This window comes from Lactococcus ileimucosae (assembly GCF_943193185.1).
Taxonomy (GTDB): domain Bacteria; phylum Bacillota; class Bacilli; order Lactobacillales; family Streptococcaceae; genus Lactococcus; species Lactococcus ileimucosae.
Window position 1 is genome coordinate 171,948 of the sequence record NZ_CALPDE010000002.1, and the last position, 25,247, is coordinate 197,194.

Below are 25,247 nucleotides of genomic sequence, written 5' to 3' on the forward strand. Positions count from 1 at the left end.
ATCCTAAATATATGGGATAGAGCTGAGAAGGAAAGACAAATGCCTCAAGATAAAATTGTTATACATGGTGCGAGAGAGCATAATTTAAAAAATATAGATGTCACTATTCCACGTGATAAGTTAGTCGTTGTTACAGGTGTTTCTGGCTCAGGAAAATCATCCTTGGCTTTTGAAACACTTTATGCGGAAGGACAGCGCCGTTATGTAGAGTCGCTTTCTGCCTATGCGCGCCAGTTCCTTGGTAATATGGATAAGCCTGATGTGGACAGTATTGATGGGCTATCTCCTGCAATTTCTATAGATCAAAAAACAACCAGTAAAAATCCGCGTTCTACTGTCGGGACAGTGACAGAGATTAATGATTACCTCCGCTTACTTTTTGCGCGTGTCGGAAAGCCTTTTTGTATCAATGGACACGGACAAATTTCAGCACAATCCGTTGAAGAAATTGTGGATCAGATTCTTGAACTGCCAGAAAAAACACGTTTGCAGATTTTAGCCCCGATTGTTCGTGGCAAAAAAGGACAGCACATCAAGGTGTTTGAACGTATTCAAAAAGAAGGTTATGTGCGTGTCCGCGCAGATGGTGAAGTTTACGATGTCACAGAAGCACCAGAGCTGGACAAGAACAAGAAGCACAATGTTGAGGTTGTTATTGATCGTATCGTCGTAAAGGAAGGGATTCGTTCACGTTTATTTGATTCTGTTGAAGCAGCACTTCGTATTGCTGAAGGCTATGTTATTGTGGATAAAATGGATGGAGAAGAACTTCTTTTCAGTGAGTTTTATGCCTGCCCTGTTTGTGGCTTTACAGTTCCTGAGCTAGAGCCTCGTCTCTTTTCATTTAATGCGCCTTTTGGTTCCTGTCCCGACTGTGACGGTTTAGGAATGAAAAACGAAGTCGATCCTGACTTGGTTATTCCAGATGACAGCAAGACCTTGCGTGAAGGGGCCATAGTAGCTTGGAATCCTATTTCTTCAAATTACTACCCCACCATGTTGGAATGTGCTTGTCGTGACTTTGGGGTTGATATGGATACGCCGTGGGCCGACTTGCCTGAGGAACATAAAGACCTTATCCTTAACGGTTCAGGTAAACGAGAGTTCCATTTTCATTATGTTGGTGATTTTGGCAATGTTTCGGATAAGGATATGGTTTTCCCTGGGATTATCAATAATATCAACCGTCGCTTCCGCGAAACTTCAAGTGATTATACACGTGAATACCTTCGTGGCTACATGACAGAGCTGACCTGTACGACGTGTCACGGCTACCGTTTGAACGATCAAGCCCTTTCGGTTAAGGTTGATGGGAAACATATCGGAGAACTTTCTAATTTAGCTATTGGTGATGGGTTAGAATTCCTTGCTACTCTTACTTTATCTGCAAACGATGAGATGATAGCTCGCCCTATCGTGAAGGAGATTAAAGACCGCTTGTCTTTCTTGAAAAATGTAGGATTGGATTATCTGACACTTTCACGGGCTTCAGGCACTTTATCAGGTGGAGAATCTCAACGTATTCGTTTGGCGACACAGATTGGTTCTAACCTTTCAGGTGTCCTTTATATCCTTGATGAGCCATCGATTGGTCTGCACCAAAGAGATAATGACCGCTTGATTGAATCCCTTCAAAAAATGCGTGACTTAGGCAACACACTTATTGTAGTTGAGCACGATGAGGATACGATGAAAGCAGCGGATTGGCTGATTGATGTCGGGCCAGGTGCAGGTGACTTAGGCGGTGAAATCATCGCTGCTGGAACGCCAAAACAAGTAGCGAAAAATAAAAAATCCTTGACAGGACAATATCTATCTGGGAAACGTTCCATCCCTGTACCTGAAACACGCCGTAAAATCGATAAAAAGCGTATGGTTAAAGTTATCGGTGCATCAGAAAACAACTTGCAAAATATTGATGCCCAGTTCCCTCTCGGGATTATGACAGCTGTAACCGGTGTTTCAGGGTCGGGTAAATCAACCTTGGTTAATTCGATTTTGAAGAAAACCTTGGCGCAAAAGCTCAATCATAATTCAGAAAAACCAGGTAAGCATAAAAAAGTTACCGGTTATGAAGAAATTGAACGTTTGATTGATATTGACCAATCGCCGATCGGACGTACTCCACGTTCAAATCCAGCAACTTATACCTCTGTTTTTGATGATATCCGTGGACTTTTTGCGGAAACCAATGAAGCCAAAATTCGAGGCTACAAAAAAGGACGTTTTTCATTTAACGTCAAAGGCGGACGTTGTGAAGCGTGTTCGGGTGACGGTATTATCAAGATTGAAATGCATTTTCTTCCAGATGTCTATGTCCCATGTGAAATCTGTCATGGCAAACGCTATAACTCAGAGACCTTGGAAGTACACTATAAAGGGAAAAATATTTCAGAAATCCTTGACATGCGCGTGTCGGATGCCTTGGAATTTTTCCGTCATATTCCAAAGATTGAGCGAAAACTGCAAACGATTGTGGATGTCGGCTTAGGCTATGTTACTCTGGGTCAACCAGCTACAACCTTATCTGGTGGTGAAGCACAACGGATGAAGCTTGCTTCTGAGTTACAAAAGCGCAGCACAGGTAAGAGCTTTTATATCTTGGATGAGCCAACTACAGGCTTGCACAGCGAAGATATCGCCACACTGATTAAAGTTTTGGATCGCCTTGTGGATCAAGGCAATACCATCGTTGTTATTGAACATAATCTTGATGTGATTAAGACTGCTGACTATATCATTGACCTCGGACCAGAAGGTGGTGCTGGTGGTGGAACTGTTTTAGCTACCGGTACACCAGAAGAAGTTGCTGAGGTTGAGCAATCTTACACCGGACAATATTTAAAACAAAAATTATAATTGTTTGATTTAAAAAAGAGTAAAGTCTGATCTTTGCTCTTTTTTTATGTGAGAAAAGTATATTTTGAAGAAAGCGCTTTACTAAAAATGTTAAAAATAATATAATGTAGGCATGTTGCTTTATGAAGAAACAAGTTTAGAGGAGAAAATCAAACATGGACGAGAAATACTACAAACTGCTAAAGGAACAGTTTGCCTCAAAAGAAGCAGTCTTAACCGAAATCATAAATCTCAGTGCCATCTGTGAGTTACCGAAAGGAACAGAACACTTTGTCAGTGACATTCATGGAGAATACGATGCCTTTAACCATGTCCTACGTAATGGTTCAGGCTCTATTAAAGAAAAGCTCCGCGAGTGTTTTCCAGACTTAGATCCAACAGAAATTTCTGAGCTTGCAACTTTGATTTATTACCCAGAAGAAAAACTGGCTTCAAAAGAGAGCCAACTTTCGCAAGAGGCATTCGCATATTATTGCCGTGAGAATTTGATTTCCTTATTGAAACTCGCGCGTTTTGCAGGGAAAAAATATACACGGTCTAAAGTGCGTAAAGCCTTTCCAGAAAAATTCCGCTATATTCTGGAGGAATTAAAACATGAGGTTGAGTCGAGTTCAGAAAAACGGGCTTATTTTGACTCCATCATTGAAAAACTCCAACATCTGGGTGAACTTCCGAACTTAATCATTGCTCTTGCCGATAGTGTGAGACGGTTGACAGTCGATCATTTGCATGTCGTTGGAGATATCTATGACCGAGGCCCTTATCCCGATAAAATTATTGATCGGCTAATAAGTATGCCTTCGGTTGATGTTCAATGGGGCAACCATGATATTATCTGGATGGCAGCTATTGCAGGCTCACCGCTTGCGATGATGAACGTTATTCGTATCAGCTCCCGTTATGGTAACTTGGATATTCTTGAGGATTCTTATGGGATTAATCTCCGTCCGCTGATTGAATATGCGGAGCGGTATTATGAGCCCAGTCCCGCCTTTGCCCCTCGTCTAACAGAGGGAGAATATCTGTCAGAGGAAGAGTGCGACTTGCTGAATAAACTCCAACAAGCGACAGCTATTTTACAATTTAAGTTAGAAAGTCAGTTGATCGCAAGACGCCCGGAGTTTCATCTGGCAGAGCGTGATGTACTGCATTTTATTAATTATGAAGAAAACCACATTGAACTAAAAGGGAAGTTTTATGAACTTCAAGAATTTCAAGCCCCCACAATTAATCCAGATGAACCAGAGGAATTAACGGATGAAGAAAAGCTTCTCTTAAAGAAGTTATTAAAGAACTTCAAAGCCTCGCAGAAACTGAAAAAGCACATTGATTTTCTTCTGGAAAAAGGGTCGATGTATCTTTCTTATAATGGTAACCTTTTAATCCATGGTTGTTTACCACTGCATGAAAACGGTGATTTCAAGTGTTTTAGGCTTGAGGGAGAGGCTTACTCTGGACGTGAATTGCTGGATCTTTTTGAATACCACGTGAGAAAGAGTCTGGCGCATCCTGATGTAGAAGAAGATTTATCCACAGACCTTCTCTGGTACCTGTGGGTTGGAGAATCTTCCTCACTTTTTGGGAAAGAGGCGATGACAACCTTTGAACGTTATTATATTGCTGATAAGGCGACACACGTGGAGAAGAAAAATCCATATTATCAATTAAGAGAAAATCCTGAAACGATTAGCCGTATTTTGAAAAATTTTGGTATGGATGAAAGAGGACATATTATCAATGGACATACACCTGTTAAGGAAAGAAAAGGTGAGGAACCGATTAAAGCAGGCGGCAAATTGATTGTCATTGATGGTGGATTTTCTAAACCTTATCAAAAAGAAACAGGTATAGCCGGATACACCTTGCTTTATAACAGCTACGGTATGCAGCTGGCAGCACATGAGCCTTTTAAGACAATCAAAGCAGCTGTCGAGGAAGGGAGCGATATTGTCAGTGTTAAAAGACTGGTTGATAGGGTTGAGAAGAGAACATGTGTCAAAGATACCAATATTGGGAAAGAGTTTTTAAAGACGATTGAAGACTTAGAGTATCTTTTTGAAAACTATGAAAAATATTAAGTTGGGGATGTCCAAGGGTACATGGTTCGATAGTGAAGGAGTAAGGAATGAAAACATTGAGTGAAGCAGAGTCGTATTGCTGGAACCATATCCAAGATAATCTAAATCGTATTCCAAAGTTATCTATCTCTATATTGGCAACAGAGTCACATGTCAGTGTTTCAACGGTCAACAGAACCTTGAAAAAAATGGGCTACGATGGTTATTCCGACTTTAAGCAAACCATTCGCAACACCAAAAATGAACGCCGCAAAAATGGCTTTTCAAAAGAGGTTAATCAGGCGATTCGCAAGAACGAAATTGAAATCACACGCACGATTAACCAGCTTTCAGCAGATGATATTGAAGTCGCCATCAAGCTAATCGATCATCACAGCAAAATTATGATTTTTTGTGCGGGTCTAAGTGCCAATGTTGCGCGAGAAATGATGGATAAGCTGCAACTTTTTGGAAAGCTTTGCGTAATCCATGATGATTTTGACTATATGCAGTATTTTGCAAGCAAAGTCAACCGTGATTATTTAATCGTTGCTTTCTCTTTGAGCGGTGAGACACCAGAGATTGCTCAAGCACTGCATAAAGCGAAAAATCGTGGCGCAAAGATTATTGCTCTAGTGGGGGCTATGCCGAGTTCTATTGGAAGTCAGGCAGATGTTTGCATTCATGCCTACAAGTCCACACAAAAAACGATTAATTTTGGTTTGGATGTCGGAAGTCGCCTGTGTTTACAAGTTGTGAATCGCATCTTGCTGGATGCTTTTGCCCTTTACAAAAATTTAGCGCCGATTCGGGAAGATTAAATAAGACAAGCAGAGATGATGAAATCTCTGCTTTTTTTGGGAAAATTTTCCGACCACTCAAAGGAAGTTTTGGAAAATTTTCCCCCTATTTCTGGTTTATACTAAGAAAAAAGACAAATGGAGGCAAGACATGACTTACTATATCAAGGCAGATAAATTTTTCTATCCTTACCAAACACTTAGTAGCGGCTATTTAGAAATTAAGGAGGGGAAATTTGGCAAACATAGGCAAGAAGTTCCTGAAGATGCTGAGATTAAAGATTATACAGGATACTGGATTGCTCCGGGCTTGGTGGATACGCACATTCATGGCTTTGACGGTGCGGATGTGATGGATGGACAACAAGAGCTTCTGGATAAGATGAGCCAAGGTTTACTTAGAGGAGCTGTAACTTCTTGGATAGCTACACCATTGACAGGAGAACATGAGCGCCTCAGAGAGGTCTGTGAAGTTCTGGGAAATTATGAGCCCACAGTCACGGGAGCGAAAATACAAGGACTTTTCTTTGAAGGACCGTATTTTACGCCCCAACATAAGGGTGCACAAAACCCAGCTTATATGACAGATCCAAATGTGCAAGAATTTGAAACATGGAATCAAGCAGCTCACGGTATGATTCGAAAAATTGCTGTGGCACCTGAAAGAGAAGGAAGTATAGAATTTATTCGGGCCTTAACACAACAAGGGATTACGGTCGCTTTGGGGCATTCAAATGCTACTTTAGCCCAAGCGACGGCTGCGATAGAAGCGGGAGCGACTGTCTTTGTTCATACCTTTAATGGAATGAGTCCTTTTAACCACCGGGAGCCCGGAATGGTAGGTGCTGCCCTTAGTATCCCCAATACCTATGCCGAGCTAATCTGTGATGGTCACCATGTCCATCCGACAGCGGCTAAAGTTCTTATCCAAAGTAAAGGTGCAGCGCACACAGTCTTAATTACTGACGCTATGCGTGCCGCTGGAATGCCGGATGGTGATTATATGTTAGGAGAATTTCCCGTACATGTCGAAGGAGGCGCAGCTCATCTTAAGGAAGGAAATAGTTTGGCAGGTTCTGTTCTCATGTTGAAAGATGCGGTTAAAAATGTGGTGGACTGGGGCATTGCCACGCCAGAGGAAGCCATTATGATGGCAAGCTTGACTGCCGCAAAATCAGTCAACATTGATAATCGCTGTGGACAAATTAAAGAAGATTATAATGCTGATTTTATCGTCTTAAGCCCCGATATGGCACTCTCAGAAGTGTATGTGGACGGTGAGCGGGCGGTATAATCCTGAAAAATGAATTACATATCAACTAAATAAAATAATTGTAAGCGGTTAATTTGGAAAAGTTTACCAAAATGTTACTTAATATTTGGAAAAATTTCCTACAATCTATAGCTTATAATAAAAATAAATTTAGAAGATAAGGAGAAATGATGAAAGCTTTAATTTCTGGACATGCTCACTTTGCAGAAGGCATGAAGAGCGCGGTTGAATTAATTACTGGAGCACAAGCAGACTTGCTCACCCTCACTTTTGATGAAGCAACAAACCTTGAAGCGTATCAAAAGGCTTTAAACGATTTTTGTAAAAGTGACGAAGAAGTAGCTGTCTTTACGGACTTGCTTGGAGGGACACCTTTTAATAAAGCGATGATTGCTAAAGCTGATAATGAAAAGGTGCATATTTTTACAGGGACAAATCTCCCCATGCTGATTGAGTTTGTTTCTCAAGGCATGATGGAAACAGAAGTCGATTTAATGCTTGATTTGTCTGTTTCAACAGCGAAAGATGGTGTCACTCTCGACTTAGAGCTCGGCAAAAAAGTGCAAGAAGTTGAAGAAAGTGATGGCATTTAGATGACAGCACAATTTATTATCAACAGTTCCCTTGTTTTTATTGGCTTTATTCTTCTAGGTAGTGCTTTTTACAGTATCATTAGTGGTTTACAATTTAAGAAGCGTAAAGAAGCCATTGCCGAGCTGCATCAAACCCTTGCAGTAGGGAGTGAAGTCATGTTTAGTGGTGGCTTGACGGGTTTTATCACTGATTTAGATGAAGAATTTTGCCATATTAAACTTGCAGATAGGTTGGTGATTAAAGTTTCACGTTATGCGATTACGCAGATATTGTAAAACGTTCATTTTCCTGCCTTCTAGGAGAGTTAATAAAATTTGAATACGAACAAACAGGTTCCTATTCTCTATTAAGAAAGGTTATTATTATGCCAAATATTTTACTTACTCGTATTGACAATCGCTTGATTCACGGTCAAGTTGCCACGCAATGGAACAGTTTTGTCGGTTCCAACCTTTTGCTTGTGGCTAATGATGATGTTGCCAGCAATCCGCAGCGCCAAGCGTTAATGGATATGGCCGCACCGACAGGAGTGGCTACACGCTACTTTAGTGTGCAAAAGACTATTGACATTATCAATAAAGCTGCCGATCGTCAGTTGATTTTCATTATCTGTGAAAATCCGCAAGATGTTTTACGTCTTGTCCAAGGTGGTGTTCTAATCAAGAAGGTGAATATCGGAAATATGCACATGTCTGAAGGAAAACGTCAAGTGGCAACAGTTATTGCTGTTGATGACGATGATGTGGCAGCGTTCAAGAAGTTGAAAGAACTCGGCGTTGAGCTTGAGATTCAGCGCGTGCCAACGACACCAGTAGAGCCACTCAACAAGCTTTTTAATTAATTTAGGGAACAAGAGTTTTTGATTAGGAAGTTGTATTTAGGATAAAGGGTCTTGTCCTTGATTGAGCATTACTTATTTCAAATCAAAAATTATAAAAAATATAAGGAGAAAAACTTATGGATGCTTCCATTTTTCAGATTATTTTGATCTTTGCAGTGACTTTTGTCGTTGCCATCGACCAATTTAGTTTACTTCAATCTCTGTACCAACCGATTGTAACAGGTCTGGTCATCGGTCTTATTCTTGGTGATGTTCAAACCGGTCTGATTGTCGGTGGTACTTATCAACTCATGACGATTGGTAACATGCCTGTTGGTGGTGCACAACCACCCAATGCAGTTATCGGTGGTATCATGGCAACAGTTTTAGCTATTTCACTTGGGCTTGAACCAGCAGCGGCTGTTGCTACAGCTATCCCTTTCTCATTACTGGGGCAATATGGTGTAACATTGATCTTCACAGTCATGGCACCAGTAATGGGTGTTGCTGACAAATACGCCGAAGAGGCCAACCCAGCCGGAATTGCGAAAATTAACTGGCTTGCCATGTGTGCGCTCGGTACTATCTTTGGTATCGTTGTAACACTTTTCTTCGTCGGTGGACAAGCCTTTGGGGATACAGTAGTAAATGCTATCCCAGCATGGTTGATGAGTGGACTCGGTGCAGCAGGAAATATGATGCGCTATGTCGGTTTTGCAATCTTGATTAAAGTTATGGTTTCAAAAGAACTTTGGGGATTCTACTTCCTAGGCTTCGTGCTTGCTGTTATTGTTACCGGTATTGAAGCGCTCAAAGGTCCAGCATTACTTTTACTTGCCGTCATCGGTTTTGCCTTTGCCTATTGGGATTTCCAAATGAATACAAAACTCAAAACAGCTGCCCCAGCAGCATCAGCTAGTGAAGGAGATTATGAAGATGGTATTTAATATTCCGGATAATTATTCTAATCAAACGCCAGCACCACAGCTTGATAAGAAAACACTTAACAAAATGGTTTGGCGCTCCGTTTACCTCCAAGCATCTTTTAACTATGAACGGATGCAAGCAGGGGGTTGGCTTTATTCGATCTTGCCCGGATTGGAAAAAATCCACACGGACAAGAAAGACCTCTCAGCCTCAATGGCACACAACTTAGAGTTCTTTAACACTCACCCGTTTCTGGTTAACTTCGTAATGGGAATCGTGCTCTCACTTGAGCAAAATAAAACAGATATTCAAACGATACGTGCCGTCCGTGTCGCAGCGATGGGACCACTTGGAGGGATTGGTGATGCCCTTTTCTGGTTCACACTTGTACCTATCACAGCAGGAATTACAGCCAATATGGCAATTGCTGGAAATATCGCAGCACCTTTCATCTTCCTCTTGATTTTCAATGCTGTACAGTTCGGCTTGCGTTACTTCCTGATGCATTGGTCTTACCGAAAAGGGACAGATGCGATCAGCATCATGACTGCTAATGCAAAAGAATTTACACGGGCAGCTTCTATTCTTGGTATTTTCGTGGTCGGAGCTTTGACTTCAGCCATGGGTGCTACCTCAGTAAACATTGTCATTCCCAATGGTGAAGCTAAAATTAATATTCAATCCATCTTGGATGGTATCTTGCCATCAATGTTACCGCTTGGGTTGACTTTACTCTTGTTCTATCTTATGCAGAAGCACAAATGGACCCCCATCCGTTGTATCCTTTTGCTCCTCTGCTTGGGTATCCTTGGTTCAGGAATTGGTATCTGGCCTTCAATCTGGCCGTAAAATCAAAAAGTAAGTGCTTTTGTTCCACACTTACTTTTTTTGTGTTTCATTTTTTCTTAAAGCATAAGAATCCAGTAAAATCCGTGAAAGGATGGTCAGAGGAAGACGGGAGCGCACTTCATAGTCTGGAAAGAAAGAACCATCTGATTTAAAACCAACGAGAGCGACATCAGAGAGGGTAGCTAGCGTTGATTCACCAGCTGTAGTGAGCAGTAATGTTGCGATGTTATGCTGGTTGCAATTTTGCGCAGCACTTACCAGTTCTGGAGTTTCGCCATTTAAAGAAATGAAGAGGACAGCATCTGCGGGGGACAACTTCTTACTCATGATTTTGATGATTTCAGGATCTGTAAAGAGCTCACAGTATTTTTCTGTCAGTTGAAACTTGATCATCATCTCTTGGGCAACCATTTCGGAAAAACCACGAGCAAACAAAATGAGCCGTCTTGAAGCAGTGATGATTCGAAGTGCTTCTTCGAGTTTTTCGATGTTAATCATCGAGATAGTTCGCATGACTTCTTGCTCGTTTTTGGTAATGACGAGACGAATCCCTTCATCTTCTTGGTCAAACTGCGAAAAGTCTTCATGCAGTTTTCTTCGCTCTTTGAGTTTATACTTGAAGTCGGCATAGCCAGAATAGCCTTTTTTCTTTAGTGTACGTACGATTGTTGCTGTTGAAACAGCAGCTTCAACACTTAATTCAGCTATGGAATAGTTAGGGATTTCTATAATATTGCGTTCAATATAATTCCATAAATATTGCTCAGAGTCACTTAGCTTAGTACTCACAGTATACCTCCCCGTTTTTTCAAAATTTATTAATCTAAGTATAGCAAAATAAAAAATAGAAGTGTAACGTTTTTCAGAAACTCCAAAAATTTGTAAGCGCGTACATAAATAATGCGCTATGATAAGACTATGATAAAAAGAAAGTGAGGTGCTCAATGATCTATACAGCTACACTAAATTTAGCCATTGATCTTTTTATTGACACCAAGGAGATGTCTCCTAAGATAGTGAATCGTACAGAGGAGTATGATGTTCAAGCCAATGGAAAAGGTGTCAATGTTTCTTTGATCTTGCAGCAACTCGGCGTGACAAGTACAGCGCTTGGTTTTAAGGCAGGATTTACCGGAAATTTCATCGAAGACACGCTCCGAAATGAAGGCATTCACACAGATTTTATCGAAGTGGACGGTATAACCAGAATCAATGTCTTTACGCATGTAAAAAAAGAAAATCTGGAGTATAAGCTGGTTAATAAAGGACCAAAAGTTACACCTGAACAAGTTGAGATGTTCTTAAAGCAAGTGCATCAACTCAGAGCGGGGGATTACCTTTGTTTATCTGGCAGTTTTTCTGAAGGCGTTCCACCTATACTCTTAAGAGAGATTGCTGCGGTTTGTCAAGAAAACAAGGTAAAGCTCATTATTGATACCAGCTATGCAGAAGTACTGGATACTTTGCCTTACGAACCTTTTTTACTTAAACCCAATGATGAGGAACTGGCGCACTGGTTTAATGTAGAGCTAAAAGCGCCAGAAGATGTGATTTATTACGCTAAAAAGTTGGTGGAGCAGGGGGCGCAAAATGTTTTAGTTTCCTTGGGGGAAAAAGGCGCCTTGTTTATCAATTCGGACCACATCTTATCTGTAAATGCTCCGCAAGGAGAAGTCGTCAACACAGCTTGTGCAGGGGATAGCTTACTTGGAACTTTCTTAGCCGGAATAATCAAAAATGAAGCTGTCGGAAAAAATTTACAAAAAGCAATTGCAGCTGGATCTTCTACAGCTTTTCAAAAAGGCTTGACTGACTTTTCCGATGTCCCACGGCTGATGGAGCAAATTACTGTTACTGAAATTATCAATAAACTATAAGGAGGATTTATGGGAAACTATAAAATAATCGCTGCTACAGGTTGTCCCACAGGGATAGCGCACACGTTTATGGCACAGGAAGCTTTAGAAGCAGCGGCCAAAAAAGCAGGTGTATCGATTAAAGTGGAAACACACGGACAGATTGGTGTGGAAAATGAATTGACAAATGAGGACATTCGTCATGCGGAAGCAGTTATTATTGCAGCCGACAAAGATGTCCATGCAGAACGCTTTGCCGGCAAACGGGTCATTGAAGTATCCGTTTCAGCAGGGATTAAAGAGGCAGACCGCTTGATTAAGGAAGCATTAGCTGGAAAAGGAAAAATCAAGGACGGTACAACGACTAGGGAAAATTCTTCCACCGCACCAGAGATATCTAAAATCGGGCACAGCATCTACAAAAATCTTATGAACGGTGTCTCTCATATGCTGCCTTTCGTTGTAGCTGGTGGTGTTTTGATTGCAATTTCTTTTGCAGTTTGGGGGATTCATTCTGCAGAACCAGATCATGCTACATATAATGCCACAGCAGCGATGATCAAGGATATTGGCGGGCAAGCTATGGGAATGATGGTCCCAATATTGTCAGCTTTCATTGCCGAAAGCATTGCCAAACGTCCCGCGCTTGTCGCAGGTTTGATTGGTGGTATCGTAGCAAATGCAGGCGGTGCAGGTTTCTTAGGTGGGATTCTATCAGGTTTCTTAGCGGGTTACTTGATTCTTTTCCTTCAAAAACTCTTGCGCAAGATGCCAAAATCTCTTGATGGATTAAAAGCTGTCTTTATTTTACCGGTTCTAGGAGTCGCAATTGTCGGAATAGCTATGTATTTGTTGGCAGCACCTATGGAAGCCATCAATCAAGCTATGATGAATTTCCTGGCTGGATTTGAAAACAGTAACCCGATTGTTTTAGGACTTATCGTTGGTTCAATGTGTGCCTTTGATATGGGAGGCCCTGTCAACAAAGCTGCCTATGTTACAGGTACAGCGCTTTTAGCTCAAGGCAATTACTCCTTTATGGCGGGTGTGTCGGCTGCTTGTATTGCGCCGCCATTGATTACAAGTATTGCAACGTTTGTGTTTAGAAAGTATTACAATACTGAAGAACGTAATGCAGGGATTGTGAACCTCATCTTAGGTTCCACACACATCACTGAGGGTGCAATTCCTTTCGCTGCTAAAAATCCCTTGATTATTTTGCCTATTTTTATGGTGGGTTCTTCAATCGCTTCAATTTTAACTTATCTTTTCGGAGTAAAGGTTCCCGCGCCACATGGAGGATTTCTGGTTTTACCTGTTGTCACAGGTGCTTTCCAATGGGTTTTATCAATTTTGATTGGTTCAGCAGTAGGCGGAATTTTACTTGGCCTCTATCAAAAACGACGCTGGGAGAAGGAAAAACGTGAAAATAAAGAATTAGCCACTGAAGAAATTATGTCCCCCTCTGCATTCCTTTCTGAAAAGGATGTCTTTCTCCATCAGACATTCAATACACGAGATGAAATGTTCGACTTTTTAGCAGAAAAAACAGTCCAACGAGGTATCGCTACAGACAAGGAAGAAGTCAAAGAAAAGTTAGTGGCACGTGAACTCGAAGGAACAACAGGCATGATGGACGGCTTTGCCATCCCACATGCCAAATCGTCAAATATTAATAAAGCCAGTTTGATTATTGTAAAAAATGAGAATGGAATTGCTTGGGATAGCTTAGATGGGCAACCGATTACCTTTGTCATTGGGCTTTTTATCCCCGAACATCAAAAAGGTACGGCACACCTACAATTGCTCTCTTCTGTTGCGAAAATGCTCATGATACCTGCGGTGATAGATCAGTTAAAAGCAGCGGACAGTCAAGCAGAGATTGTGTCAATCATTAACCAAAAACTCGTTGAAAATAGTGAGGAAGATTCAGAAAGCCTTGCATATGCAGGAGTATAAGATGCGTTTTAACACGATTATCTTTGATATGGACGGTGTCTTGATTGATACGGAATATCATTATGCCCAAGTGTTTGATGCTTTTTTCGAGAAAAAGGGCATTCCGATCGCACATCTGAATCGCCGTGAACTTTTAGGTCGCCCTCTGAGAGACTTGTGGCCATTCATTTTGGGAGAAGATTTTGATAAGGAAGAAGCGGTAAGGTTACAAAAAGAGTTCTTCGCCTATAAAAAGAGTAGCCATTTTCCCATCGAGGAAATGCTCTTTCCTGATGTGAAAGCTGTCCTGCAACGCTTGTCTGAAACAAAACTAAGGATTGGTTTAGCCTCAAGTTCGTCACACGAGGAAATTGCAGAAGTTCTTGATACACATAATCTTCGTAAATATTTTGAGGTTATTTCATCTGGCGAAGATTTTCCAGAGTCTAAGCCCCATCCTGCCGTTTATTTATCTGCTATGAAGCAGTTGAATGCCAGAGCATCTGATGTGCTTGTCATTGAGGATTCACCCAATGGTATCGCAGCTGGAAAAGCAGCAGGTGCAACGGTTTGGGCGATTAGAGACCAACGATTTGGCAGTGACCAGAGTCAGGCGGACAGGCACGTTGAGAATTTAGGTGAAGTGTTACAGCTTCTCGGTTTTTCATGATATGACCTAAGTAGTTATTCCCTTGAAATCAGGAAAAATTTCCGTTTTGGTAAAGTGCCATTTGGAAAATTTTCCTATGGTTATCACCTTATAATGGATACCATAAGCTTAAAGAAAAATAGAAATCGAGGGAATAATATGCTTCAATTACCAGAAGAACGACTCAAAGAACTAGGTGCGGCTATCACCGTTAAAGAAACTTTAGGGCAGCCAGAATTATGGCGCAAGGTTTTCGGAGAATACTTAGAAAGAAAAACAGAAATTGATGCTTTCTTAGCAAAACTGATCGAAAAACATGGCTTTATCCGAGTAATTTTTACTGGGGCAGGGAGCTCGCAGTATGTGGGTGACACCGTACTTAAAAGTTTAATTGAGCTAGGAGATACAGAACATTTCCGTTTTGAATCAATCGGAACAACAGATATCGTAGCGGCTCCACAAGCTACTTTGGAGCAGAATACACCGACCTTGTTGGTTTCCTTTGCACGCAGTGGGAACTCCCCTGAATCTGTCGCAGCAGTCAATATTGTCGAAGAGCTAGTCCAAGACAGTTATCAGTTGGTCATCACTTGTGCCAAAGAAGGCAAGCTCGCTCAGCAAGCTCTCATGATGGAAAATGCTTTGACTTGCATCCTGCCAGATGAGTCTAACGATAAAGGTTTTGCAATGACCGGATCATGCAGTTCAATGACGCTTTTATCAACGCTTATTTTCTCAACAGAAGAACTTTCGGATAAAGAAAAACAGGTCAGCATTGCCGCGGACTTGGCTGCAGATGTTTTTCAGCGAGAAACAGAAATTGTAAGTTTTCTCAATGACGATACAGCTCGCATGGTTTATGTCGGTTCAAGTACACTTTCAGGTTTTGTACGTGAAGCCCAACTCAAGGTATTGGAATTAACAGCAGGAAAAATAGCAACCATGTTTGACAGCGCGATGGGCTTCCGTCATGGACCAAAGTCCTTCATTGATGAAAATACAGTTGTTTTCGTTTTTGCCGCCAACAACGCTTATACACGTCAATATGATTTGGATCTCTACAAAGAGGTTGTGGGTGATGCAATTGCTCAACGAATAGTCGTCATCGGACAAAATCTTACGGAAGGTTTCACGTATAAGGAAGCGCCAGAGCTCAAAGAAGCCTATCTTGTCTTCCCAGCATTTGCTTTTGCGCATGTCATTGCCTTGAATGCTTCGATCTTAGTGAAAAACACGCCAGATACACCTTCGGCATCAGGAACAGTGAACCGTGTCGTAAAAGGTGTGATTATCCATCCTTTGGAAAAATAGGAGAGCAGCAAAACATGAGTATTTTAACAGTCACACTCAATCCTGCTATTGATATTTCTTATCCATTGGAATACTTTCACTTAAACACGGTCAATCGTGTGGCACAGGTTGGTAAAACAGCTGGTGGTAAAGGGCTTAATGTCTCACGTGTACTGAAAGAATTAGGCGCAGATATCGTGGCGACAGGCTTTGCTGACGATATCTTAGGTGCAGAGATTGTCAAGAACTTAAAAAGTGAAGGTATTGACAGTCGATTTACCAAGATTTCTGGAAAGACACGCAACTGTATTGCAATTTTACATGAAGGGCAACAGACCGAGATTTTAGAAAAAGGGCCACGGATTTTAAGGGAAGAAGCGAAAGATTTTATTGACAATTTTAAAGCAATGTTAGCTGAAGTTGAAGCAATTGCCATTTCAGGTTCTCTGCCTGATGGCTTACAGGAAACTTTCTATTCTGACCTTATTGCAATTGCCAACAAGCAGGAGAAAGCAGTCGTTTTGGATTGTTCAGGGAGTACACTTGAAGCAGTGCTTAAAAACTCACATAAGCCAAGTGTAATCAAACCCAACTTGGAAGAATTGACGGATTTGCTAGGTAAAGAAGTCACCTTAGAAAATATCAAGGAAAGTTTACAGGATAAGCTTTTTGACGGTATTGAGTGGATTGTGGTTTCTCTTGGAAAAGAAGGCGCATTTGCTAAAGTTTCGGATGACTTTTATCGTGTGCAAATCCCCAAAATAGATGTAGTAAATCCTGTCGGATCCGGCGATGCGACTGTTGCAGGACTTGTTTATGGGATAAGCCAGGATGAAACGGTTGAGAATACCTTGAAACGTGCCAATGTCTGTGGCATGCTCAATGCGCAGGAGGCGAAGACAGGACATATTAATCGAACAAATTATCAAGCTTTGTTTGACCAACTCAAAGTAGAAAAAATATAAAACAAAGACTGTAAGAGGAGAAAAAATGGGACTTGCTAAAAGTAAAGAAATGATAGAAAAGGCATTTAAAAATGGTTATGCCATTGGTGCCTTTAATGCAGAAAATATGGAAATGGCGGAAGCAATCGTAGAAGCAGCCGAAGAGATGCATGCACCCGTCATTGTCCAAACAACGTCAGGTACGCTCAATACGACACCACCAGAAATGTTCTACCACATGGTTAAAGCAGCAGCAGACAAGGTCTCAGTGCCTGTAGTGCTGCACCTTGATCATGGGGATGATTTTGAACGTGTGGCACGTTGTTTACGCACAGGTTATACTTCAGTGATGATTGATGCTTCGAAAAAGCCCTTTGAAGAAAATGTCGCAATAACCGAAGAAGTGGTCAAGATGGCGCATTCGATGGGGATTCCCGTTGAAGCCGAACTAGGTATCGTTGGTGGCAAAGAAGATGGAAATAATGCGGAAACGGTAGCTTTCACTGACCCAGAAGAAGCTGAAAAATTTGTCAAAGCGACAAATGTTGACTTTTTAGCTATCGGTATCGGCAACTCACACGGCTTTTACAAAGCAGAGCCGAAGTTACAATATGACGTCTTAGAAGCTGTCAAAGCGAAAACAGGCGATGTACCATTGGTGCTTCACGGAACATCAGGTATCCCTGATGAAGATGTTTCAAAAGCCGTTGCTATGGGTATTGCTAAAGTTAACTATGCCACTGAACTTCGCGCTGTTTTCACAAAGGCTATCAAGTCCTACATCTCCGAAGATGAAAAAGTCGTAGATCCGAAAAAATACAACTCCGCAGCTAAACAAGCCGTTAAAGAACTTGTGAAACAAAAAATTCAAGTGCTGGGTTCTGATGGGAAAGCTGAGAAGTGATATAAAAATTTCCACTGTCTCCGAATAAAAGTCGGTGGCAGCAACACGTTAAAGAGTCGTTAGCCTGCCAAGCTGACGGTTCTTTATTTTTCCATCAATTAGACGATAAACATCACCGTTTAATCCCTAATTATGTGGTTAGTGAACGAGAGCTTGCACAAAAGGATAACGTGACAAAAGTCAATCAAAATGGTATCATTGAACAGTTGAGGAAAGTGCCTCTAAAAGAATGATAAGGAGACTGATTATGCCTAAGAAAAAAGATACAGAAATTGAAATTATTGATACAGAAAAAGGTGTTCAAGTAAAATCAGGGAAAAAAATCATCGCTGAAATTAATGAAGAAAACGGCAGCTTTGTCGTCCTTACATCAGGCAAAGAACTTGCAGTAACACCTGATTTCCCTAATGCCTTAGAAGAAGCGATTAAAGCTTACAATCTTGGAGTATAAAGAGTATGAAAAGTGAAAGTACTCTGGATAAGAGAGAAGAAAAGCTTCCTAATCTCACAATTAGTATAGCTCAAGAACTTGATTTTGAAGTTAAATCACAAATCAGCCAAATCTTTGTTGATGGATTTTTTGAGTGGCTACAATATTTTTCAAAAGACAAGAATAAATTAGTTGCAGCATTTACACATAGTTTTTTGTTGGAAGACTTCTTTTTAGCTCATGAGGATCAAGAAGTACTGGCTATGGCAGCTTTGAGAAACGGGAAGAGTGCTCCCCTTAAACTCGAAGTTAAACCTCTTATCAAACATCTTGGTTTTGTCAAAGGTTTGGCTGCTTATCTGTTTCTAAAAAAAGAATTTGAAAAGCAAAGTTATCCCTTTGAAATGGCAGATAAAATGGCCTCAATAGAATTTGTAGCCACCAAAAGTAATAGGCGTGGACGAGGCTTAGCCACTGAACTTTTGAAAAGGATGATGAACCAGCCTGAAATTTATGTTTTGGAGGTGGCTAGCAGCAATCATGAAGCTTTGAAGCTCTATGAAAAATTAGGCTTTGAAACCTTTAAAACAGTTAAAGCCCCCAAACAAGCTGGGTTTGAGCATTATATATACATGAAAGCGGATAAGACAAAACCATAATTTCACTTGAAAAGAAAGTAAATTCTTGAAATCCATGAATAAATTTGATAAAATGTTTACTGTTGTCGAAAGATAGGCAGTGGGGTATAGCCAAGCGGTAAGGCAAGGGACTTTGACTCCCTCATGCGTTGGTTCGAATCCAGCTACCCCAGTTGTTTGTACAGGCTCAAGCTGAGCCTGTTTTTTTTAATAATTTTTGATAGAATAAAAGTATGTATACAGTAAAAATTGGGCTCGATGCTCACCTTCATGATGAGTTTGTTGCTGCCTCAGGCATGCCAAACCTCTTACAAACTTCAAAATGGGCTACAATCAAGAGCAGTTGGAAATCAGAAATCATCGGATTTTATCAAGATGATCGATTGGTTGCGAGCAGCATGGTCTTGATTCGACCTCTTCCACTTGGTTTTACAATGCTGTATATTCCACGTGGTATTTTGATGGATTACACAGATAAAGCTTTGTTAAAGTTTGTTTTGTTAGAATTAAGGAAATTTGGTAAAAGTCAAAAGGCACTTTTTATCAAATTTGATCCTGCTTATAAGTTTGACGATGCTTATGACATCATGACAAATTTAACAAATGCTGGTGTGGAATACACTGGACGTACGACAGAGATGCATGATACGATTCAGCCGCGTTACAACGCTGTCATTTATAAGGAAGATTTTTCCGAAGAAAGTCTGGACAAAAAAACACGTCAATTTATTCGCAAGGCACGAAATTCTTATCCAGAAATTGTTTTTGGGGGAAAGGAGTTAGTTCCTGTTTTTGCTGAGTTAATGAAAAAAACCGAGGCACGTAAAAATGTGAGCCTTCGTAATGCAGAGTATTACACCAAACTTTTGGACACTTATGGCTCAGATGCTTTCATAACTTTGGTGAAATTTGATATGGCCAAAGTTAAAAAAGATATGGAAGCCAATGTGGCAAAAATTAAAGATAATCAAACAAAAGCCAAAAATGAAAAACGTCTTAAAGTTTTGAGTGAAGAACTTGCAATTGCTGAAAAAAACATTTCTGATATTTCAGCCTTCATTGCTGAAAAGGGGGAAATTATCCCTGTAGCAGGAACCTTATCTATCAATGCTTTTGGGGCAGCAGAGACACTTTATGCAGGAACGGATACTGCATTTCAAAAATATTATCCTTCATACTTAGTATGGTTTGAAACGATACAACATGCCTTCAAAAATGGAGCAAACACACTAAATATGGGTGGACTAGAAAACTCTCTTTCAGAAAAAGATGGGCTTTTGAAATTTAAAAAGCATTTTAATCCACGAATTGAAGAATACGTAGGTGAGTTTGATTTGCCAGTAAATAAACTTCTTTATAAAGTGGCAAATGCCTTATACAAACGCCAGAAAACCAAGCATTGAGGAACAAGAAGAAAAAAAGTTTACAATAGGTTGTAAACTACTATACATTTTCGAGAAAAATGTTATAATGAATATTAGCTATTAGGGAAGGAAGGGGCTTTTTGCCTGTAAACTTGTAAACATGGAATTCAAGCATGACACTGTAATGCTACACGAAACTGTTGATATGCTTGAGGTTAAACCTGATGGCATCTATGTTGATGCAACTCTCGGAGGGGCAGGGCATAGTGAATATCTTTTGAGTAAGTTGACAACAGGGCATCTCTATTCTTTTGATCAGGATGATGCAGCACATGAAAATGCTAAAGTTCGTCTAAAAGCGGCTTTGGCTGAGAACAAAGTTACTCTGATAAAAAGTAATTTCCGCTACCTACGCTCAAAGTTAGCAGAGCAGGGAATTACAAAAATCGATGGTATACTCTATGATTTAGGTGTATCTAGTCCACAGTTTGATGATAGCCAGCGTGGTTTTTCCTACAAAAAAGAAGCACGTTTAGATATGAGAATGGATCAGTCTCAAGCACTGTCTGCTTATGAAGTGGTCAATGATTACCCTTATGAAGATTTGGTCCGTATTTTTTACCGTTATGGCGAGGAAAAGTTTTCAAAACAGATTGCGCGAAAGATTGAGCAAGCCCGTAAGCTTAAACCAGTTGAGTTGACAACGGAACTGGCAGAGATTATCAAGTCTGCCCTTCCCCAAAAAGAGCTTAAGAAAAAAGGGCATCCGGCTAAACGCATTTTTCAAGCAATTCGAATCGAAGTGAATGATGAGCTTGGAGCAGCAGAGGAGTCCATAGAAGCAGCGATTGATCTGCTTAATGTTTCCGGACGTATAAGCGTGATTACTTTTCATTCTTTAGAAGACCGCTTGACCAAGACCATTTTTAAAGAATACAGTACAGTCAATGTCCCTAAAGGATTGCCGTTGCTTCCAAAAGATATGGAAGCCAAACTCAAACTGATTAACCGCAAGCCGATTCTTGCAAGTGACGAAGAACTTAAGCTTAACAACCGTGCGCACAGTGCTAAACTCCGTGTAGCAGAAAAACAAAGAAATTAACAACTAAAGACGATAAGTATGGAATTAGAGAGGGGAGAAAAATATGGCCGCACAACCTAAAGAATATTTTGATATTGAAACAGCAGCCAAAAAGGACAGCTATGCAATTTCAAAAGATTCATTGGCACCAGAAGTTTTAGCTAAAAAATTTAAACGCTTTTCTGGAGTTGAAAAAGTATTTTATCTCTCTATGGTAATTGTCGCGTTAGTTTTGGCAGTTACTCAGCTCTTCATCCAAACTAAAACGCAAGAAGTAGAAAGTAGAACCTTGCACTATAACAGTCAGATTACTGCTAAAGAACAAAAAAATTCTGAATATGATCAGAAAATTCAGGAGCTCACCTCTCAAGACAAACTTCAAAAAGTTATAGATGACCATGGTATCTCCTACAACTCTGATAATGTATTGAAAGCGACAAAATGAAAAATATTTTTCGAATAATTACCCTTCCTTTCAGACGTATTTCGAAAAAAGCGAAAAAAAGCCATCAAAGGCCTGAAGAAAATCGTAAACGTGTAGGTAAAAGTCTATTTTTAGTAGCTATTGCTCTGTTTGCGATTTTTATATTTCGCTTTGTCTGGATTATTACAGTTAATGAAATCGGTGGTGTCAACCTCTCCGAAATGGCTAAGACGAATTATTTAAATACGACCACTGTCTATGCTAAACGGGGAACCATCTTTGACAGAAACGGTGTACCACTGGCTGTAGATGCTAGTGATTACACTGTTTATGCAGTTCTCGATAAAGCACAAGTTGACAACAATAACAATAAGCTCTATGTAGACAAGGCAGAGTTCCCAAAAGTTACAGAATTTCTAAATAAAGAGCTGGGAATTGACAAAAAACTCATTGAACAACAATTAAATTCTGGTAAAGCACAGGTCCAATTTGGTTCGGCAGGAACTAAAATTCCTTTAGCTAAGATGGAGCAGATGAAAAAGGATGCGGCAGATGCAGGTATAGTCGGGATTGGTTTTACAGCTAACGTGACCCGCTCAAACCCAGAACCTAATTATGCTTCACAGTTTATTGGTATTGCACAACAGAAGACGCCAGGGGACCCAAACTCAGGTTTGGTTGGTATCAACGGCTTAGAGGCTTCCTTTAACGATATCTTGAGTGGAAGCAATGGCGAAGAAACTTATGAAAAAGATCGTTATGGGCGTCCTTTACCTGGAACAACAACAGTAAGCAAACCGGTCAAAAATGGTCAGGATATTTATACAACCTTGGATGCGCGTTTGCAAAGCAATCTAGAAACACTCATGGATGAAGCTGTAAAAAGATCTGGAGGTCAACAGCTCTCAGCTACGCTGATGGATGCGCATACAGGAGATATTCTAGCAACAACGCAACGCCCGACCTTTAGCTCCAATAACTTTAATGATAAGGCAACGCGAGAACAGCCGCATTTTACGGAAAATAGCATGCTTTATCAGTCGCAGTTTGAGCCTGGATCAGTCATGAAAACTTTCCTCATGGCCTCAGCTCTGGACAGCGACAAGGTAGACTTGAATGCCTCTTACTATCGTCGTGTAAACTTATACGATGTTGTGATTAATGACTGGGATGCCAATGAGACTGAAGATGGCAGCTTTAAGTTACCATCCACAGTTACCTTTGCTGAAGGCTTCAAGATGTCGAGTAATACAGGAATGACACGGATTGTTCAGAATATGGGAACTAATCTCTGGGACAGCTACTTACGTCGCTTTAGATTTGGTATACCTACACGTATCGGTATGGGAGGAGAACAGTTCGGTTCACTTCCTGACGACAGTAATCCTGTATCTCAGGTTCAATCTTCATTTGGTCAAGGGATTAGTACAACTCAAATCCAGCTTTTGCGTGGTTGGACCAGTTTCGCCAATAAAGGCGAAATGCTTGAGCCGCACATTGTTGACAAGATTGTAAATAAAGACAACAACACTTATTTGAAAAATCAGACAGAAGTGATTGGGCGACCAGTTTCTGAAAATGCTGTGAACAAAACAAAAGATTTAATGGTTGGGGTTAACACAGATCCAAGATGGGGAACTTCTTATCTCACCACTGAGTCGCAAGGACATGCTCCTGGTCCACTCTTTATGGTTAATGGAAATACTATGGCTGTGAAGACAGGAACAGCACAGATTGCATCAGAAACCGGAGGATATCTTAAAGGCATGCAAGATAATATTTACTCTGCTGTGGCCATGTATCCGCCAGAAAATCCTGATTTTATCTTCTACATGAATATTAAAATTCCGTCAAATCCTTGGTCATTGACTTACATCTCAGATGTTGCCAATCCATTGATGACACGGGCGGAACAAATCAAGAATCAAGATGCAGCTGCATCAGATATGTCTAATTTAAAAGAGGGTAAAGTTACCATTGGAGATTATGAAGGGGAAGCACCTGGTAAGATTTCAGATGAGCTCCGCCGTAATCTTATAGCACCAGTTGTTATTGGTCAAGGGACAAAAATAACTGAGCAATCTGTACCTAAGGGTGAAGAAGTTAAGGCAAACTCACGTGTCATGCTTCTTACCGATGGGGATCACTTCATGCCTGATATGTTCAAATGGTCTAAAGAGCAGGTTGAACAGCTGGCTAAATGGTATAACTTGAAAGTCGAATATCAAGGCTCTGGTGACCATGTTAACACACAAAGTGTGGCAATGGGAACCAAACTTAAAGATAATCAAACAATCACAGTAACGATGAATTAGGCGAAATTTTTCGCCTCTTTCAATTTTGAGCTAGGAAAGCTCTAACTACAAAAAAGGAAACAAAGTTTCCAAGTAACAGTCGGAGGCACTATGTTAATCACTGCATTTTTAGCAGCTCTAGTTGCGCTGGTTTTAACCATGATTGGAATTCCACGCTTTATTATGTTTTTTCACAAGAAAAAACTTGGGGGACAACCCACGCTTGAAGAAGTAAAACAGCATGCCAGCAAGGCAGGTACACCAACAATGGGAGGACTAGTATTTGTTGTTTCGGCGCTCCTCGTTTCAGCCGTCTTCGCCCTCATTTTTGGACAGTTCACACCTATGTTTATTACAGCATGGTGGGTTTTAGCAATGTACGCGCTGATTGGTTTTTTAGATGACTTTATGAAGGTCTTTAGTCAAAAAAATCATGGGGGGCTCAAAGCCAGTCATAAACTTATGGCACAGATTGCTACGGGTATCGTTTCTTATTTGATTTTGATGCAAGTAGACAGTACGAATGTTCTCAATATTTTGGGCTGGAAAATTGATTTGAGCTGGTTCTTTGCCATTTTCATTATTTTCTGGCTCGTTGGCTGGTCAAACGCTGTGAATCTTACAGACGGTATTGATGGTTTAGCAAGTATCACGGTTGCTATTTCTTTAAGTGCCTATGCTGTTATAGCCGTTGCTCAGGGACGTTATGATGTACTTCTTATCCTCTTATCTGTTATTGGTGGCTTACTTGCTTTCTTTGTTTTCAATCACAAGCCTGCGAAAATATTTATGGGAGATGTTGGAAGTCTAGCCCTTGGTGGTTTTATTGCCATGATTTCCATCCTGCTGCATGCAGAATGGTCCCTTCTTCTGATTGGGTTTATCTACATCTTGGAAACAGTCTCCGTCATGATGCAGGTTTCTTACTTCAAGCTGACACATGGGAAACGTATTTTCCGCATGACACCCATTCATCACCATTTTGAACTTGGCGGCTTTTCGGGCAAAGGAAAAGGTTGGAGCGAGTGGAAGATTGATATCGTGTTTTGGACTGTTACGGCAGTTTTGTCTCTCTTAGCACTTCTTATTTATTTCAACATATAAAATTATAATAATCTGTATACTCTATGGCACTAGATGAAAATCTACTGCCATTTTTTTATAGCTGCAGTGATTGATGAAAATGAAATCCTCAATTTGTTGTCTTAAAGACTGCTCGTCTTCAGGAACAAAAAGTTCAAGGGATTCGCTTTTGA

22 protein-coding genes, 1 tRNA gene and 2 pseudogenes are annotated in these 25,247 nt (G+C 40.6%); 24 read left to right on the plus strand and 1 reads right to left on the minus strand.

Going from position 1 to position 25,247, the window contains the following annotated elements; all coding sequences use genetic code 11:
- Positions 1-39 precede the first annotated feature (39 nt).
- The 9 genes from uvrA (at position 40) to NFR51_RS01900 (ending at position 10,179) form a co-directional block, all read left to right on the plus strand.
- The gene (uvrA, locus tag NFR51_RS01860; protein ID WP_251712068.1) at positions 40-2,859 is read left to right on the plus strand and encodes an excinuclease ABC subunit UvrA; all 2,820 of its coding nucleotides are present in this window, start codon (positions 40-42) and stop codon (positions 2,857-2,859) included.
- A gap of 155 nt (positions 2,860-3,014) precedes the next feature.
- On the plus strand, positions 3,015-4,937 hold the full coding sequence (locus NFR51_RS01865; protein WP_251712069.1) for a fructose-1,6-bisphosphatase: 1,923 nt from the start codon (positions 3,015-3,017) through the stop codon (positions 4,935-4,937).
- A gap of 47 nt (positions 4,938-4,984) precedes the next feature.
- Positions 4,985-5,737 carry a MurR/RpiR family transcriptional regulator gene (locus NFR51_RS01870; RefSeq protein WP_251712070.1) on the plus strand — a complete coding sequence of 251 codons (753 nt, stop codon included), beginning with the start codon at positions 4,985-4,987 and terminating at the stop codon, positions 5,735-5,737.
- A gap of 130 nt (positions 5,738-5,867) precedes the next feature.
- Positions 5,868-7,010 carry an N-acetylglucosamine-6-phosphate deacetylase gene (gene nagA, locus NFR51_RS01875; RefSeq protein ID WP_251712071.1) on the plus strand — a complete coding sequence of 381 codons (1,143 nt, stop codon included), beginning with the start codon at positions 5,868-5,870 and terminating at the stop codon, positions 7,008-7,010.
- Positions 7,011-7,159: 149 nt separating this feature from the next.
- Positions 7,160-7,582, plus strand: coding sequence for a PTS sugar transporter subunit IIA (locus NFR51_RS01880; protein WP_251712072.1), 423 nt, complete (start codon positions 7,160-7,162; stop codon positions 7,580-7,582).
- Positions 7,583-7,858, plus strand: coding sequence for a preprotein translocase subunit YajC (yajC, locus tag NFR51_RS01885; protein WP_251712073.1), 276 nt, complete (start codon positions 7,583-7,585; stop codon positions 7,856-7,858).
- Between the two features lie 89 nt (positions 7,859-7,947).
- Entirely contained in the window at positions 7,948-8,424 is a 477-nt protein-coding gene (agaV, locus tag NFR51_RS01890) for a PTS N-acetylgalactosamine transporter subunit IIB (protein WP_251712074.1), read from the plus strand.
- A 116-nt stretch (positions 8,425-8,540) separates the two neighbouring features.
- The gene (locus NFR51_RS01895) at positions 8,541-9,350 is read left to right on the plus strand and encodes a PTS mannose/fructose/sorbose/N-acetylgalactosamine transporter subunit IIC (RefSeq protein ID WP_202230462.1); all 810 of its coding nucleotides are present in this window, start codon (positions 8,541-8,543) and stop codon (positions 9,348-9,350) included.
- Positions 9,340-10,179 carry a PTS system mannose/fructose/sorbose family transporter subunit IID gene (locus NFR51_RS01900; protein WP_202230463.1) on the plus strand — a complete coding sequence of 280 codons (840 nt, stop codon included), beginning with the start codon at positions 9,340-9,342 and terminating at the stop codon, positions 10,177-10,179. Before NFR51_RS01895 ends, NFR51_RS01900 begins: the two co-directional genes overlap by 11 nt.
- Positions 10,180-10,209: 30 nt before the next feature.
- Here NFR51_RS01900 and NFR51_RS01905 read toward each other — a convergent pair whose 3' ends face one another.
- Positions 10,210-10,968 carry a MurR/RpiR family transcriptional regulator gene (locus NFR51_RS01905; protein ID WP_251712075.1) on the minus strand — a complete coding sequence of 253 codons (759 nt, stop codon included), beginning with the start codon at positions 10,966-10,968 and terminating at the stop codon, positions 10,210-10,212.
- Between the two features lie 155 nt (positions 10,969-11,123).
- On the opposite strand from NFR51_RS01905, the gene pfkB reads away from it, so the two are divergent.
- From pfkB to mraY, 15 genes and pseudogenes are all read left to right on the plus strand, one after another.
- Positions 11,124-12,056: a 1-phosphofructokinase gene (gene pfkB / locus NFR51_RS01910; RefSeq protein ID WP_251712076.1), complete on the plus strand. Its 933-nt coding sequence runs from the start codon at positions 11,124-11,126 to the stop codon at positions 12,054-12,056.
- A gap of 9 nt (positions 12,057-12,065) precedes the next feature.
- A pseudogene (locus NFR51_RS01915) lies at positions 12,066-13,493 on the plus strand (PTS fructose transporter subunit IIC); the annotation flags it as partial.
- Between the two features lie 24 nt (positions 13,494-13,517).
- Positions 13,518-13,994, plus strand: a pseudogene (locus tag NFR51_RS11060) (PTS sugar transporter subunit IIA); the annotation flags it as partial.
- A 1-nt stretch (position 13,995) separates the two neighbouring features.
- A complete protein-coding gene (locus NFR51_RS01920) occupies positions 13,996-14,643 on the plus strand; it encodes an HAD family hydrolase (RefSeq protein WP_251712078.1) in 648 nt (215 codons plus the stop codon).
- Positions 14,644-14,781: 138 nt separating this feature from the next.
- Positions 14,782-15,933, plus strand: coding sequence for an SIS domain-containing protein (locus tag NFR51_RS01925; RefSeq protein WP_251712079.1), 1,152 nt, complete (start codon positions 14,782-14,784; stop codon positions 15,931-15,933).
- Positions 15,934-15,947: 14 nt separating this feature from the next.
- Positions 15,948-16,877 carry a tagatose-6-phosphate kinase gene (gene lacC / locus NFR51_RS01930; protein WP_251712080.1) on the plus strand — a complete coding sequence of 310 codons (930 nt, stop codon included), beginning with the start codon at positions 15,948-15,950 and terminating at the stop codon, positions 16,875-16,877.
- Positions 16,878-16,902: 25 nt separating this feature from the next.
- Positions 16,903-17,760 carry a class II fructose-1,6-bisphosphate aldolase gene (fba, locus tag NFR51_RS01935; protein WP_251712081.1) on the plus strand — a complete coding sequence of 286 codons (858 nt, stop codon included), beginning with the start codon at positions 16,903-16,905 and terminating at the stop codon, positions 17,758-17,760.
- Between the two features lie 247 nt (positions 17,761-18,007).
- Complete coding sequence (locus NFR51_RS01940) at positions 18,008-18,211, plus strand: DUF2969 family protein (RefSeq protein ID WP_251712082.1); 204 nt, start codon at positions 18,008-18,010, stop codon at positions 18,209-18,211.
- A gap of 5 nt (positions 18,212-18,216) precedes the next feature.
- Positions 18,217-18,849 (plus strand): GNAT family N-acetyltransferase, encoded by a 633-nt coding sequence (locus NFR51_RS01945; RefSeq protein ID WP_251712083.1) that lies wholly within the window; start codon positions 18,217-18,219, stop codon positions 18,847-18,849.
- 80 nt (positions 18,850-18,929) lie between these two features.
- Positions 18,930-19,001, plus strand: a tRNA-Gln gene (locus tag NFR51_RS01950).
- A gap of 60 nt (positions 19,002-19,061) precedes the next feature.
- Positions 19,062-20,231 (plus strand): peptidoglycan bridge formation glycyltransferase FemA/FemB family protein, encoded by a 1,170-nt coding sequence (locus NFR51_RS01955; protein WP_251712084.1) that lies wholly within the window; start codon positions 19,062-19,064, stop codon positions 20,229-20,231.
- A gap of 121 nt (positions 20,232-20,352) precedes the next feature.
- Entirely contained in the window at positions 20,353-21,294 is a 942-nt protein-coding gene (gene rsmH, locus NFR51_RS01960) for a 16S rRNA (cytosine(1402)-N(4))-methyltransferase RsmH (protein WP_251712085.1), read from the plus strand.
- Between the two features lie 43 nt (positions 21,295-21,337).
- Positions 21,338-21,718 carry a cell division protein FtsL gene (locus NFR51_RS01965; RefSeq protein WP_202230475.1) on the plus strand — a complete coding sequence of 127 codons (381 nt, stop codon included), beginning with the start codon at positions 21,338-21,340 and terminating at the stop codon, positions 21,716-21,718.
- Complete coding sequence (locus tag NFR51_RS01970) at positions 21,715-24,012, plus strand: penicillin-binding transpeptidase domain-containing protein (RefSeq protein ID WP_251712086.1); 2,298 nt, start codon at positions 21,715-21,717, stop codon at positions 24,010-24,012. Before NFR51_RS01965 ends, NFR51_RS01970 begins: the two co-directional genes overlap by 4 nt.
- 90 nt (positions 24,013-24,102) lie before the next feature.
- The gene (gene mraY / locus NFR51_RS01975) at positions 24,103-25,095 is read left to right on the plus strand and encodes a phospho-N-acetylmuramoyl-pentapeptide-transferase (RefSeq protein WP_251712087.1); all 993 of its coding nucleotides are present in this window, start codon (positions 24,103-24,105) and stop codon (positions 25,093-25,095) included.
- Positions 25,096-25,247 lie beyond the last annotated feature (152 nt).